Below are 13,514 nucleotides of genomic sequence, written 5' to 3' on the forward strand. Positions count from 1 at the left end.
GATTGTCACTCGGAAGCGCCACCCTTCACGTAAGCCGCGTAGCCCTCGTTCTCCAGCTTGTCGGCCAGCTCCGCACCGCCGGACTCGACGATCCGACCGGCCGAGAAGACGTGCACGTAGTCGGGCTTGATGTACTTCAGGATGCGGGTGTAGTGGGTGACCAGCAGGGTCCCCACCTCGCCGGTGGAGGCGACCCGGTTGATCCCCTCGGACACCTGGCGCAGCGCGTCCACGTCGAGGCCGGAGTCGGTCTCGTCCAGGATCGCGATCTTCGGCTTGAGCAGCTCCAGCTGGAGGATCTCGTGGCGCTTCTTCTCACCGCCGGAGAAGCCCTCGTTGACGTTGCGCTCGGCGAAGGCCGGGTCCATGTGCAGCGCCGCCATGGCCTCCTTGACCTCCTTGACCCACAGCCGCAGCTTGGGGGCCTCGCCACGCACGGCGGTGGCCGCGGTGCGCAGGAAGTTGGAGACCGAGACGCCGGGCACCTCGACCGGGTACTGCATGGCCAGGAAGACGCCGGCCCGGGCCCGCTCGTCCACCGACATGGCGAGCACGTCCTCGCCGTCCAGCAGCACCTCGCCGCTGGTGACGGTGTACTTCGGGTGGCCGGCCAGCGAGTAGGCCAGGGTGGACTTGCCGGAGCCGTTCGGGCCCATGATGGCGTGCGTCTCGCCCTGCTTGACCGTCAGGTCGACGCCACGGAGGATCTCGCGCGGGCCGCCTTCGGCGTCGACGGAGACGTGCAGGTCGCGGATTTCAAGGGTAGCCATGTTGCTCAGGACTCCTGGGTGACGGAGACGAGCACATCGTCCCCTTCGATCTTTACGGGGTAAACGGGAACCGGCTTGGTGGCGGGCAGTCCGGACGGCTTGCCGGTACGCAGGTCGAAGCTGGAGCCGTGCAGCCAGCACTCGATCCGGCAGTCCTCGACCTCGCCCTCGGAGAGCGACACGTTCGCGTGCGAGCAGATGTCGTTGATCGCGAACACCTCGCCCTCGGTGCGCACCACGGAGACGGCGATGCCGCCGACCTCCACGCGCCGCGGCGTGTCCTCGGCCAGCTCGCTCAGCGAACAGACCTTCAGGTAACTCATGCCACGCCCGCCAGCTCGGCCTCGATCTTCTCCATCAGGTGGTCGTGGATCTCCGGCACGCCGATCTGCTGGACCAGCTCGGCGAAGAAGCCGCGCACCACCAGGCGGCGGGCTTCCTCCTGCGGGATGCCGCGGGACTGCAGGTAGAAGAGCTGCTCGTCGTCGAAGCGGCCGGTGGCCGAGGCGTGGCCGGCGCCGACGATCTCGCCGGTCTCGATCTCCAGGTTCGGGATCGAGTCGACCCGGGCGCCGTCGGTGAGCACCAGGTTGCGGTTGTGCTCGTAGGTGTCGGTGCCCTCGGCGGCGGCCCGGATCAGCACGTCGCCGACCCAGACGGCGTGCGCGTCCTGGCCCTGCAGCGCGCCCTTGTAGACCACGTTGGACCGGCAGTGCGGGGTGTCGTGGTCGATCTGCAGGCGGTGCTCGAGGTGCTGGCCGGCGTCGGCGAAGTAGAGGCCGAAGAGCTCGGCCTCGCCGCCGGGGCCCGCGTAGGTGACCCGGGGGTGGATGCGCACCAGGTCGCCGCCGAAGGTGACCACGACCGACTTGAGCGAGGCGTCCCGGCCGACCAGCGCGGTCTGCTGGGCGGTGTGCACGGCGTCGCGCTCCCAGTCCTGGACCGAGACGAAGGTCAGCTTGGCGCCGTCACCGAGCAGCAGCTCGACGTTGGCGGCCCGGGTGCCGGTGCCGGTGTGGTTGAGCACCACGACGGCCTCGGCGAACGGCTTGACGTCGATCACCAGGTGCGCGAACCGGACGCCGCCCTCGCCGTGCACGTCGATCTTCACCGGCTCGGTGAGCACGGCGTCCTTGGGGACGGTGACCACCAGCGCCTGCTCGAAGGCGCTGAACGCCTGCGCGGCGACCCGGTCGACCGGCTTGCCGGCCTTGCCGACCCGCGCGTCGTCCCGGCCCACCAGGTCGGCGGTGACGCCGTCCGGCAGGCTGAACTCGACCTTGTCCTCGCCGGTGGCGGCGGTGAGGGCCGAGCCGTCGTGCAGACCGGCCAGGCGGTGCAGCGGGGTGAACCGCCAGTCCTCCTCGCGGCCGGTGGGCACCGGGAAGTCGTTCACGTCGTAGGACGGCTTGACCGAAACGCGGGCGTCGATCGGCTGCTGCACGGTGGCCCGACCGGTGCCGGGACCGGCCAGCTGGGCGCCCGCACCGGCGGTGCCGACCTCGATCGACCCGGCGGTGGTGGAGCCGGAGGGGGTGTTGACGTCAGCCATGGCTGTTCGTTTTGCTCTCTTCCTCAAAAGTTCCGGTGGTCCTGCAAGCTGACTGGGCGTCAGCCGACGGAACCCTCCATCTGCAGCTCGATCAGCCGGTTGAGCTCCAGCGCGTACTCCATCGGCAGCTCACGCGCGATCGGCTCGACGAAGCCGCGGACGATCATCGCCATCGCCTCGAACTCGGTCATGCCACGGCTCATCAGGTAGAAGAGCTGGTCCTCGCTGACCTTGGAGACGGTCGCCTCGTGGCCCATCGACACGTCGTCCTCGCGGACGTCCACGTACGGGTAGGTGTCCGAGCGGGAGATCGTGTCCACCAGCAGCGCGTCACAGAGCACATTGGACTTGGCGCCCTTGGAGCCCTCGCCGATCTCGATCAGACCGCGGTAGGAGGTGCGGCCACCGCCGCGCGCCACCGACTTGGAGACGATGTTGGAGGAGGTGTTCGGCGCCAGGTGCACCATCTTGGCGCCGGCGTCCTGGTGCTGCCCCTCGCCCGCGAAGGCGATCGACAGGGTCTCGCCCTTGGCGTGCTCGCCCATCAGGTAGACGGCCGGGTACTTCATGGTGACCTTGGAACCGATGTTGCCGTCGATCCACTCCATGGTCGCGCCCTCGTACGCCACGGCGCGCTTGGTGACCAGGTTGTAGACGTTGTTCGACCAGTTCTGGATCGTCGTGTAGCGGCAGCGGCCGCCCTTCTTGACGATGATCTCGACCACGGCGCTGTGCAGCGAGTCCGAGGAGTAGATCGGCGCGGTGCAGCCCTCGACGTAGTGGACGTAGGCGTCCTCGTCGACGATGATCAGCGTCCGCTCGAACTGGCCCATGTTCTCGGTGTTGATCCGGAAGTAGGCCTGCAGCGGGATGTCCACGCGCACGCCCTTCGGCACGTAGATGAACGATCCGCCGGACCACACGGCCGTGTTCAGCGCGGCGAACTTGTTGTCGCCGGCCGGGATCACGGTGCCGAAGTACTCCTTGAAGAGCTCCGGGTGCTGCTTGAGCGCGGTGTCGGTGTCCAGGAAGATGACGCCCTGCTCCTCCAGGTCCTCGCGGATCTGGTGGTAGACGACCTCGGACTCGTACTGCGCGGCGACACCGGCGACCAGGCGCTGCTTCTCGGCCTCGGGGATGCCGAGCTTGTCGTAGGTCGCCTTGATGTCGGCGGGCAGGTCCTCCCAGGACTCAGCCTGCTTCTCGGTCGAGCGCACGAAGTACTTGATGTTGTCGAAGTCGATGCCGGAGAGGTCGGAACCCCAGGTCGGCATGGGCTTCTTCTCGAACAGCTTCAGGCCCTTGAGACGCAGGTTGAGCATCCACTCCGACTCGGACTTCTTGCCCGAGATGTCGCGGACGACCTCCTCGCTCAGGCCGCGCTTGGCCACCGAGCCGGCCGCGTCGGGGTCCGACCAGCCGTACTCGTAGGTGCCCAGACCTTCGAGCTCCGGGTGGGAAACGGTGTCAGTCATGCGGGGTTCCTCCGCGCGGACGTAGCGGGTGGTTCGGTGGTCGTACCGGCAGTCGGCGCTGCACCGGAGCCCGGACGGGGCGACGGTGCGGCACCGGGTGCCGGCACATAGGTGGTGCAGACCCCGTCGCCGTGGGCGATGGTGGCCAGCCGTTGCACATGGGTGCCCAGCAGCTGGGAGAAGACTTCCGTCTCCGCCTCGCAGAGCTGGGGGAACTGCTCGGCGATGTGCGCGACCGGGCAGTGGTGCTGGCAGAGCTGGGCGCCGGCCGGCGCCTTCGACGCCGTGGCGGTCGGGACACGCCGCACGGTGGCAGCGTACCCGTCGGCACTCAAGGCCTCGGCGAGCGCCTCGGTGCGCTGGTCGGCCGAGGCCTGCTCCAGCACGGTGAGGTACTTCTGGCCCTGCCGGCCGAAGCGGGCCCGGGCGAAGGCGGCGACCGCCTCCTCCCCGGCCTTGCCGCCGCCGACCGCCTCGGCGATCCAGCGCAGCGCGTCGGCCGCGAGCTGGTCGTACGCCTGGTAGAAGGCGTCCCGACCGGACTCGGTGAGCGCGAAGACCTTGGCCGGACGACCCCGGCCCCGGCTGCCGTAGACCCGCTGTTCGCGGGACTCGACCAAACCGGTGGCGGCCAGACCGTCCAGGTGACGGCGGACGGCGGCGGCGGTGAGGCCGAGCCGGCTGGCCAGGTCGGCGGCGGAGGACGGACCGTGGTCCAGAATCGAACGAGCGACCCGGTCACGGGTCGCCCGGTGCCCGTCCAGGAGCACCTCCGCCGAGGTCGCGGGCACCGGGAACCCGGGGGTCGACTCGACCTCCGACTCCTGCTGGTGCTCGCGCATGTTTTTCACAACACCATTGTTGCGTAATTAATCCCAGCCGAACAAGCCGTGATCCACGCCTCAACGGTGGGATCCATCACGCAGGTAAGCCTTACCTGACCTGCCTGAACGATCCAGCCGGGGCGCCGTCGGGGAGCCCGGTTGCGGGCTCTTACACTCGCCGGTATGGATTCCACACCCGCGGTCGACGTGGCCGGGCTGGTCAAGCGCTACGGCGACAAGACCGCCGTGGACGGCCTTGACCTGCGCATCGAGCGCGGCACCGTCACCGCCGTGCTCGGACCGAACGGCGCCGGCAAGACCACCACCATCGAGACCTGCGAGGGCTACCGCCGCCCCGACGCCGGCACGGTTCGGGTGCTCGGCCTGGATCCGGTCCGCGAAGCGGCCGCGCTGCGGCCCCGGATCGGCGTGATGCTCCAGTCCGGCGGCGTGTACCCGGGCGCCCGCGCCGTCGAAATGCTGACGCACTGTGCCAGGTTGCACGCCAACCCGCTGGACGTCCCGGCGCTGGTCGAGCGCCTCGGCCTCGGCTCCTGCGGCCGCACCACCTACCGCCGGCTCTCCGGCGGCCAGCAGCAGCGGCTCGCCCTCGCGATGGCCGTGGTCGGCCGGCCCGAGCTGGTCTTCCTGGACGAGCCGACCGCCGGCCTCGACCCGCAGGCCCGCCGCGCCACCTGGGACCTGGTCCGCGACCTGCGCCGGGACGGGGTCACCGTGGTCGTCACCACCCACCACATGGACGAGGCCGAACAGCTGGCCGACGCCGTCGCCATCGTCGACCAGGGTCGGGTGATCGCCACCGGCACCCCCGAGGAGCTCTGCCGCGGCGGCGCCGAGAGCAGCCTGCACTTCGCCGGACCCGCCGGCCTCGACCTCGGCGCACTCACCAAGGTGCTGCCCGACGGCGCCTCGGCCGTCGAACTCGCCCCCGGCTCCTACCGGGTGGACGCCGCACCACTGGACCCCCAGCTGGTCGCCACGGTCACCGCCTGGTGCGCGGGCGTCGGCGTGATGCCGTCCACGTTGACGGTGCAACGCCGAAGCCTCGAAGACGTCTTCCTCGAACTGACCGGCCGGGAGCTGCGCTCGTGAGTACCTACGCCCCGCGGCCGGGTGCCGCTCCCGTCGGCCGGATGCTGCTCGCGCAGACCGCCCTCGAGACGAAGATGCTGCTGCGCAACGGCGAGCAGCTGCTGCTCACCGTGGTCATCCCGGCCGTGCTGCTGGTGCTGTTCAGCGCCGTCGACGTGGTGTCCGTGACCGGCCCGGGCAAGCGGGTCGACTTCCTGGCACCCGGCCTGCTGGCCCTCGCCGTGATGTCCACCGCCTTCACCGGCCAGGCCATCGCCACCGGCTTCGAGCGCCGCTACGGCGTGCTCAAGCGCCTCGGCGCCACCCCGCTGCCGCGCTGGGCGCTGCTCACCGCGAAGACCGGCTGCGTACTGGTGACCGAAGCCCTGCAGGTGGCACTGCTCTCGGTGATCGCGCTGGCGCTCGGCTGGTCCCCGCACGGCAACCCGGTGTCCGTGGTGCTGCTCCTGGTGCTGGGCACCGCCGCCTTCTCCGGCCTCGGGCTGCTGATGGCCGGCACGCTCAAGGCCGAGGCCACGCTGGCCGCCGCCAACCTGGTCTTCATCCTGCTGCTGCTGGCGGGCGGGGTGATCGTGCCGCTCACCAAGTTCCCCTCGGCGGTGCGCGGCGCACTGGAACTGCTGCCGATCAGCGCGCTCTCGGACGGGCTCCGCTCGGTGCTGCAGGCCGGCGCCGGGGTGCCGTGGTCGGACCTGGGCATCCTGGCGGTCTGGGCGGTGCTCGGCCTGGCCGCGGCGGCGCGGTTCTTCCGCTGGGAGTAGGCGTGTGACCCTCTGACATGAAAGGGGCGCGGACCGATGGTCCGCGCCCCTTTACTGCTTACTCAGGCACTCAGTGACGACCGGCCCGACGACGGCCGAAGAACACCAGGCCACCGCCGACCACGACCACCGCGGCACCGATGCCCGCGATCAGACCGGCATTGCTGCCGCCACCGGTGGAGGCCAACACCGGGCCGGTGGGCGACGGGGTCGGCGCGACCGAGGTCGGGGCCTTGCTGCTCGGGGCCGCCGAAGTGGGCGCGGCGGTGGTCGGCGCGGGGGTGGTCGGCGCCGGAGTGGTCGGCACCGGGATGGTGGGGCTCGGAGTCGGCGTCGGGGTGTGGCTGGGCGTCGGGGTGGGGGTCGGGGTCGGGGTCGGGGTGGGAGTGGGCGTCGGGGTGGGCGTCGGCGTGGGGGTCGGGCAGACCTCGGAGGTCGCCGTCCACTCACCGCTCCACTTGTTGTCGCCCTTGAGGTCGTCCCCAGCAGCCACGTCCAGCACCGTGAGCACCGGCTTGGTGTGCGCCGGCACCTGGAACACGTGGTGGTACGAGCTGCCGAACTTCTCGGCGTCCACCACCTTCTGGCCACCCACCGTGACGGTGACCGTGTTGGTCACCTTGTCGTTGTAGTCGGTGAGGTCGACCGTCACCGTCGAGCACGTCGCGCTGATGGTGGGGTGGTGTGCCCAGGCGTCGGTGGCCAGTGCACCGGTACCGATCACCGCGAGTGCCGCTGCCCCGGCGAGCGTCCGACCGGATATCCGCCCTTGTCGCGCCATAACCATGATCCTTCCGAATGGGGTTGTGCAGCACGGGCGTTGAATGGAGCAGTGAGCGACCGGCTACATCTGGTGTGTGGGGACTCTACCGCCACTTGTTGTCGGTGACCCCCCAAACAGAACGACCGGATCGGATCTGGCGGTTCAAAAGTCGGTGTGCCTGTGTTTGCCGACGAACGAATCACCCCCGGCGATCAGGGCTGATCACCAGGGGTTCCCTCACACACAGTTGACGAAAGCTCAGCCCCTCCGGACCGCCCGCCGCCAAGCGGCCACCACAATGCCGCCACCCACGGCCCACACCGCCACGGTCAACGAGCGCGAACGACACGGCGGGCGCCCTCCGGCCGACGCCGGGCGTACCAAGCCTCCAGAGGCTCCTCCACGCTGCCCGTTTCTCTTCGCTACCCGGCGAACGACGTCAGACGGCCTGCTCGATCCGCTCGAAGATGTCCGCGTCGGTCTCCTGCTGCCAGGCGGGCAGCTCGTCCCAGTCGGCGACGTACGACGGCTTCGGATCCTCGATGTGCTTGTGGATCTGGGCGATCCAGCACAGCGCCACGAAGCGCCCCTTCTGCTCCCGGCTGAGCCTTCGGGCAGTGCCCCCACTGACCACCACGAAGTCACGCACCTGCCCGAACACGGCTGCGGCTGCCTGCCGCTCCCACGCGGGCGTGTCATCCCACGGCGTGATGTAACCGGGCTTCGGCTCGCCGGGGAAGTGCTTCTTCACACCGTCGATCCAGGCCTCACGGAAGACTCGACCATCGTCCGTCACATCGACTCCTTGTCGTCAGGCAGCGCTGGAGAGCGCCGCGATCCGCTGATACAGGTCCGACACTCGACCATCTCTCGGCATCGTCGCAAGGCGCGGCTGAAGCCCAGCCAGCTTCTTGCCGATGAATCCGGACCCAGTCTGTCCGGCCACCTCCAGAGCGGCCTCGCTGTAGTGCATCACCTGATCGAGATCCCCGCGCTGCGCACCGAGCGCGGCCAGATCCGCGAGAACCGCCCCGCGTCGACGAAGCGACAAGTCCTGCTGCAGTGCCGCCATCAATGACTGCTCTGCGAGGTCCGGCCGGCCCAGTTCGAGGTAGCAGGTCCCGCGCTCCTCGGCGAGCCGCGAACCGTCGAACCGCAGCCAGCCGCCGTTGTGCACCTCGCCTCCCAACGAATGGACTTGGTCTGCCAGATCAAGCGCCCTGCTGCACGACCCCAGATCGCCGAGGCCCGCGTAGGCCTCTGCCTGGACCGCCGCCACCCAGTACCGCGTGGAAAGCTGATCGTCGCCCCGCTGAGCAACCATTGAGGCCGCTGACAGCATCGGCGCGGCCACCGAGAACCGGCGCTCGTACAGCTCGATGAATGCGTGCCTTGTCATCGCGCAGGCCCAGAGGTCGTGGGCTCCGGCCTCCCTGCTCGCGGTGGCTGCCAGGGTGTAGCAGTGCGCTGCGTCGGCATAGCGGTTGGCGTCGAAGAAGATCTCACCGGCCAACTGGTAGAGCTCTCCCGCCGTCGCGCACAGCTGCTTGTGCCCAGCCTCGGTGCGGACCGTTTCCAAGCCTCGTGCGAGCGCACCGATTTGCTGGCGCACAAGCGGATAGACGTCCTGTTTGGACTCGGCGAGGCCGAACACACGCCAGAGGTGTGGGGCCATCTGGACGGCTGTCTCGGCCGAAGGCGTGAGCGCCTCGGCCTCGGCCTGTGCATCAGTCGGCGGTAGCGCGACAAGCGTCCCGGTTATGGTCAGCAGCCCGAGGAAGTCACGGCGTTTCATATCTTCAGCATCACCAGCATTCGAAGGGTTTCCCGAGATCACCGCGCCGGTGGACGCCTGCCGGTCTGATGTCAGAAGACCTGTCAGCTCCACGGCGGTGACCCTCAGGAGCCGAGCGATCTTCGGGCGTAAGAACGGCTGGGGAGTGGCCCTGCCGTTCTCCCAGCGCACGATCGTGGAGGGGGCAACCCCCAGCTGCTCTGCGAGCTTCTCCTGACTGTAGCCCAGCGTCCTACGCCGTTCGACAAAACGATCACGCCTCCGCGCCACCGATGTCCCCGATCCACAAAGGATGTTCTTCGAGGTCAGAAAAGCCAGTGCGCTGATTATGCCTGGTTTCTGCCCGTCATCGGCTCTGGTCGGTGACAACTGCCGCGCCATTCAATGGCGTACGTCGCCCGGCGTCAGGAAGCCGCTCCCCCGACGGTGACCGTGGAAGAGCGCCGGGCGGCATGACCTCGCACTGCTGGAGAACACCAATGCGACACCTCCCTACTCCACACAACCGCCGGGTCGAGAGCTCGACCGCCTTCGACCAGTCGCCACCACGCGGTGGACGATGATGGCGGCCGGCTTCCCGTGCCCCTACGAGTGGGGCGTCGAGCCGGAACTGGCACACGTCCCGATCGCCCGTCGCACGCTGCTGGACGTCGTTCGGTTCTGGCAACTGCCCTTGTCTGAAGACACATTGAGCGACGTGGCGCTGTGCGCAGGCGAGATCATCGCCAACGCGATCGAGCACACCGGTGCCCGCTGCAAGGTCACCGTGCGCTGGACCGGGACGACGCTGCGGGTCGAGGTACGGGACCCCAGCATGCGACCTCCCGAAGTGATCAAGCCCCGAAACAACGAACTGCGGGGGCGAGGCCTCGCCCTGGTGGATGCGCTTTCCCTGCGCTGGGGTTGGCTGCCTGCCGGCACCGGCAAGACCGTGTGGTTCGAGTGCGCTCCAACCGACCCGGCGCCGCACGGCTGCCAGCCACTCCCGCTGACCCATCGGAGCCATTCCTGATGACATATCAGCCCAGCAGTCCCGCCCGATACCGCAGGTGGATCTCACCGCAGCCCACGACCCTTGTCATCCAGCCGGACAGCTTCTGCAACCTGGCCTGCACCTACTGCTACCTCCCCGACAAACACAAGCGCGCCCCCATGTCCGCCGAGGTCGCTGCCGCCATCGCCACCTCCGCCACCGAGCTCGCTTCGCCGGACCATCCCATCGAACTCGTCTGGCACGCCGGCGAACCCCTCGCAATCGGCGTGCGCCGGTTCACCGAGCTGGCCAGGCCGTTCGAGCCGCTCCGGCAGGCCGGCCTGTTGCAGCACTACGTCCAGACCAATGCCACTCTGATCACTGACGCCTGGTGCGACTTTCTGATGAAGCGTCAGTTCCGCGTCGGTGTCAGCATTGATGGTCCAGCGGCTCTCAACACCGAGCGCGTCGACCGAAAAGGCCGCCCTGCCTTCGACCGGATCACGCGGGGAATCAGCCGTCTGCGGGAGCGTGGGATCCCGTTCTCCGTCATCGCGGTGGTGACGACCCAAGCCATCGGCAGCCCCGAGGCCCTGCTCGGCTTTCTTGCCTCTCTGGGGTGCCACACGATCGGCCTGAACATTGAGGAGATCGAGGGTGCCAACACCGAGCGCCCGCAGCTGACCATAGAACAGGCCGCTGAGTTCTGGCGCCGCACGATCGCGTGGGCCCGCCGTAATCCGACCAGTTCGGTGCGGGAGGTGGCCCGTCTTGGCGACTACCTCAAGACCCTACGGACCTGCCAGCAGGTCAACCCCGAGGCGGCCTGTCTCGATCCCATCCCAACTGTCTCCTCCAGCGGGGACGTGGTGCTGCTGTCGCCTGAGCTGGCCGGCGTGACAGCCCCCGAGTACGACGACTTCCTGGCCGGGAACGTTCTCAGCGAGTCCATCGCCGCCATGCTCGGCAAAGCCCACCGGCTGCGATACGTGGACGAGTTCCTAACCGGCCTGGAGAGGTGCGAGGCCGGTTGCCAGTTCTTCGACTTCTGCCGGGGAGCTCAGGCCGGCAATCGCTACTTCGAGAACGGCCGCCTGGACAGCGCCGAAACCAACTACTGCCGCGTGTCCAGGCAGGCCCTGATCACCGCACTGTCCGATACCGTCCGAGAGGAACAGCCGGAATGACCATGCTCGAATACCTGGCCGAGGCCCAGGCCCCGGTTCTCACCGACCTCACGTCCGCTGCGGCCGGCCTCGTCCCGACTGCCAAGTTCGACAACCGGCCCACCTGGAACAACAACACCCCCAAGTTCGACAACCGGCCGACCTGGGACAACTGGAACAAGGCGAGCTAGCCGCCACACCGTCGGGGCCGCGAACCTGCGCGGCCCCGGCCCCGATCCTCGAGGAGCGAAAACCCATGGACACCCGCCGCGTCGGCCGCACCAGCATCACTCTCCCCGAGGTCAGCGGGCCCGGCATCTACCTCACGAACGTCGCCTCGTTGGAGAACCCTCGCGGCACCGTCCAGGACTTCCGGTACGCCGACGCCGATCTGCGCGAACTCGACCTGCTGAGGACCCATCTCATCACCGGCCGTATCACCGGCCTTCGCGCTGACCGCGTTCAGCTGGCTGATCTCCGGGTGGACTCAGTCGAATTCGACAGCTGCGATCTCGGCTCCACCCAGTGGAGCGACAGCAAGCTCTCTCGCGTCGTCTTCCGGAATTGCAGGCTCATGGGCGCCGACCTGGCCCGCCTCACCCTGGACAACGTCCTGTTCGAAGGCTGCAAGCTCGATTACGCGACCTGGGAGGGCATCCGCGCCACCGGCCCTGTCGCCTTCTCCAAGTCCGTACTGACCGAGGCCACCTTTACCGGGTGTGACCTGAGCCGGGCCGTCTTCGACGCCTGCACACTGCGGCTGACCGAGTTCGGGCGTGGCACGTACAAGGAGCTCGACCTTCGCGGCAACGATCTCTCCACGGTGAGGGGCGTCACCACACTCAAGAAGATCATCATCGACCGGTCCCAGCAGCCTGAGCTCGCCGAAGCCCTCGTCGCCGAGCTCGACGTCACCTTCGGTGACACCCTCGACGACCGCCGCTGAGCCCGGTCCCGGAAGGGACCAGATGAACCTCAGCATCGCCTACACCAACTCGTCTGCCCTGCGCGGGCGGTGTGAAGTCACCGCCGCCCGCCATACCCACCACGAGCCCGGATACGAGAACGGCGCCGTCGTGCCGGCGGGCCCCTGGCGGGCCATCAGTGCGCAGGAGGCACGGACTCTCAGGCCGACTGCCCTAACCGATGACGCTCGGCTGATTGAGCTGATCAAGCTGCCGGGTCACCTCCCCGGCGCGCTCCCCCAGCTGGCAGACAACCTCGGCGACCCGAATGCCAGCTACCTCGGCCAAGCCGCCAGCTCCGCCAACGCTCTGACCACTACCGAGAATTACACCGATGGCCGCCGCATCGGCCTGCACGTCGACAACTGGGACAAGCTGTCGTACACCACCAAACACCAGGGCCGCCGCCGACTGTGCGTCAACCTCGGACCCGGTACGCGCTATCTCCTCGTCGGTGCCACCGACATCCAGTCGATCTGCCGAGCGATGCACCAGAACCCTGAGCAGCGCTACCCACACACCGATGACCTCCGGGCCTACGTCGCAGCCCGCCAGCCGCTGCTCATCTATCGCCTCCGCCTGGCTCCAGGCGAGGGCTACCTTGCCCCGACCGAACTGCTCCCCCACGACGGGTCCACCCAGGACCAGCCCCACCCGTCCGCTGCCGCCTTCTGGCTCGGGCGCTGGCCCTGCGGAGTTCTGCCCTCCCTGGTCTGAGCACCCGGCGGCCTACGCGCTCAGCACGGGACGAAGCAGGTCCAGGACGTGGGTCCAGTTGTAACTGTCGCGGGCTCCGCCGGCCTTGGGCTTGTGGGGGACGCTGTCGCCGAGCAGGACGCCCATGGAGCGGAGGCGGGCCAGGCTGTCGTCGTACGCGGGGTGTGCTGCCTGGGCGGAGTTGACGTACGGCTGGACGGCGACGGGGATACCGAGGCCGTACGCCTCGCAGAGGATGCCGAGTGCGAGTGTGTCGCAGATGCCGGCGGCCCACTTGTTGATGGTGTTGAAGGTGGCGGGCGCGACCGCGATGGCGTCGGCCGGTGGAAGGGGCTGCGGGATGCCGGGCGTGCGCCAGGCCGAGCGGATCGGGTAGCCGGTCTGCAGCTCGATGGCTTGCTGGTCTATGAAGCCGAGCGCGGTGGGGGTGGCGATCACACCGACGCCCCACCCCTCGGCGTGGGCTGCGGTGATCAACTCGCCCACCCCGTCCGCGATGCCTGAGGCGCAGACGACGACGTACAGGAACGGCTCGCGGTGCTCGGTCACGGCTGGACTCCAACTCCTGGCGGAAACGGCGGGGCTCGGCGTGCGCTCAGGTCTACCGGATGCAGGGGACCACCAGTCCAGCGCCCGCCGG

General features: G+C 68.7%; 16 protein-coding genes. 7 read left to right on the forward strand and 9 right to left on the reverse strand.

From position 1 onward, the window contains the following. Positions 1-5: 5 nt before the first annotated feature. From sufC to BR98_RS10370, 5 genes are read right to left on the reverse strand one after another with little or no spacing between them, the layout of a single operon-like run. The gene (sufC, locus tag BR98_RS10350; RefSeq protein WP_035841913.1) at positions 6-770 is read right to left on the reverse strand and encodes a Fe-S cluster assembly ATPase SufC; all 765 of its coding nucleotides are present in this window, start codon (positions 768-770) and stop codon (positions 6-8) included. 5 nt (positions 771-775) lie between these two features. Continuing rightward, complete coding sequence (locus BR98_RS10355) at positions 776-1,093, reverse strand: bifunctional 3-phenylpropionate/cinnamic acid dioxygenase ferredoxin subunit (RefSeq protein WP_035841915.1); 318 nt, start codon at positions 1,091-1,093, stop codon at positions 776-778. Beyond that, complete coding sequence (gene sufD / locus BR98_RS10360; RefSeq protein WP_035841917.1) at positions 1,090-2,322, reverse strand: Fe-S cluster assembly protein SufD; 1,233 nt, start codon at positions 2,320-2,322, stop codon at positions 1,090-1,092. Before sufD ends, BR98_RS10355 begins: the two co-directional genes overlap by 4 nt. A 59-nt stretch (positions 2,323-2,381) precedes the next feature. Next, positions 2,382-3,797 (reverse strand): Fe-S cluster assembly protein SufB, encoded by a 1,416-nt coding sequence (gene sufB, locus BR98_RS10365; protein ID WP_035841919.1) that lies wholly within the window; start codon positions 3,795-3,797, stop codon positions 2,382-2,384. Further along, positions 3,794-4,648 carry a helix-turn-helix transcriptional regulator gene (locus BR98_RS10370; RefSeq protein WP_035841921.1) on the reverse strand — a complete coding sequence of 285 codons (855 nt, stop codon included), beginning with the start codon at positions 4,646-4,648 and terminating at the stop codon, positions 3,794-3,796. The genes sufB and BR98_RS10370 overlap by 4 nt, the downstream gene beginning before the upstream one ends. 156 nt (positions 4,649-4,804) lie before the next feature. Here BR98_RS10370 and BR98_RS10375 point away from each other — a divergent pair, with 156 nt between their 5' ends. Next, positions 4,805-5,734 carry an ABC transporter ATP-binding protein gene (locus BR98_RS10375; RefSeq protein ID WP_035841924.1) on the forward strand — a complete coding sequence of 310 codons (930 nt, stop codon included), beginning with the start codon at positions 4,805-4,807 and terminating at the stop codon, positions 5,732-5,734. A 41-nt stretch (positions 5,735-5,775) separates the two neighbouring features. Continuing rightward, positions 5,776-6,495 carry an ABC transporter permease gene (locus tag BR98_RS10380; RefSeq protein ID WP_051969654.1) on the forward strand — a complete coding sequence of 240 codons (720 nt, stop codon included), beginning with the start codon at positions 5,776-5,778 and terminating at the stop codon, positions 6,493-6,495. Positions 6,496-6,565: 70 nt separating this feature from the next. Here the strand turns inward: BR98_RS10380 and BR98_RS39165 are convergent, their stop codons facing one another. The 3 genes from BR98_RS39165 to BR98_RS10395 all read right to left on the reverse strand — a co-directional run bounded on the left by BR98_RS39165 (position 6,566) and on the right by BR98_RS10395 (position 9,323). After that, entirely contained in the window at positions 6,566-7,276 is a 711-nt protein-coding gene (locus BR98_RS39165) for an LAETG motif-containing sortase-dependent surface protein (protein ID WP_198042153.1), read from the reverse strand. Positions 7,277-7,697: 421 nt separating this feature from the next. Beyond that, positions 7,698-8,054, reverse strand: a complete 357-nt coding sequence (locus BR98_RS10390; RefSeq protein WP_035841933.1) for a hypothetical protein — start codon at positions 8,052-8,054, stop codon at positions 7,698-7,700. Positions 8,055-8,069: 15 nt separating this feature from the next. Then, entirely contained in the window at positions 8,070-9,323 is a 1,254-nt protein-coding gene (locus BR98_RS10395; protein ID WP_035841937.1) for a helix-turn-helix domain-containing protein, read from the reverse strand. 289 nt (positions 9,324-9,612) lie between these two features. Between BR98_RS10395 and BR98_RS36200 the strand changes: the two genes are divergently transcribed. The 5 genes from BR98_RS36200 (at position 9,613) to BR98_RS10415 (ending at position 12,874) form a co-directional block, all read left to right on the forward strand. Next, positions 9,613-10,065: an ATP-binding protein gene (locus tag BR98_RS36200; protein ID WP_083976242.1), complete on the forward strand. Its 453-nt coding sequence runs from the start codon at positions 9,613-9,615 to the stop codon at positions 10,063-10,065. Further along, positions 10,065-11,213, forward strand: coding sequence for a cyclophane-forming radical SAM peptide maturase AmcB (gene amcB, locus BR98_RS10405; protein ID WP_035841940.1), 1,149 nt, complete (start codon positions 10,065-10,067; stop codon positions 11,211-11,213). The genes BR98_RS36200 and amcB overlap by 1 nt, the downstream gene beginning before the upstream one ends. After that, on the forward strand, positions 11,210-11,383 hold the full coding sequence (gene amcA / locus BR98_RS39170) for a multiple cyclophane-containing RiPP AmcA (RefSeq protein WP_157537587.1): 174 nt from the start codon (positions 11,210-11,212) through the stop codon (positions 11,381-11,383). Before amcB ends, amcA begins: the two co-directional genes overlap by 4 nt. A 65-nt stretch (positions 11,384-11,448) precedes the next feature. Then, positions 11,449-12,138 (forward strand): pentapeptide repeat-containing protein, encoded by a 690-nt coding sequence (locus BR98_RS10410; protein WP_051969541.1) that lies wholly within the window; start codon positions 11,449-11,451, stop codon positions 12,136-12,138. A 22-nt stretch (positions 12,139-12,160) separates the two neighbouring features. Then, the gene (locus BR98_RS10415; protein ID WP_035841942.1) at positions 12,161-12,874 is read left to right on the forward strand and encodes a hypothetical protein; all 714 of its coding nucleotides are present in this window, start codon (positions 12,161-12,163) and stop codon (positions 12,872-12,874) included. Between the two features lie 12 nt (positions 12,875-12,886). Here the strand turns inward: BR98_RS10415 and BR98_RS10420 are convergent, their stop codons facing one another. Next, positions 12,887-13,423, reverse strand: coding sequence for a flavoprotein (locus BR98_RS10420; protein WP_035841945.1), 537 nt, complete (start codon positions 13,421-13,423; stop codon positions 12,887-12,889). Between the last annotated feature and the right edge of the window lie 91 nt (positions 13,424-13,514).

This window comes from Kitasatospora azatica KCTC 9699, from assembly GCF_000744785.1.
In the GTDB taxonomy this organism is placed as follows: domain Bacteria; phylum Actinomycetota; class Actinomycetes; order Streptomycetales; family Streptomycetaceae; genus Kitasatospora; species Kitasatospora azatica.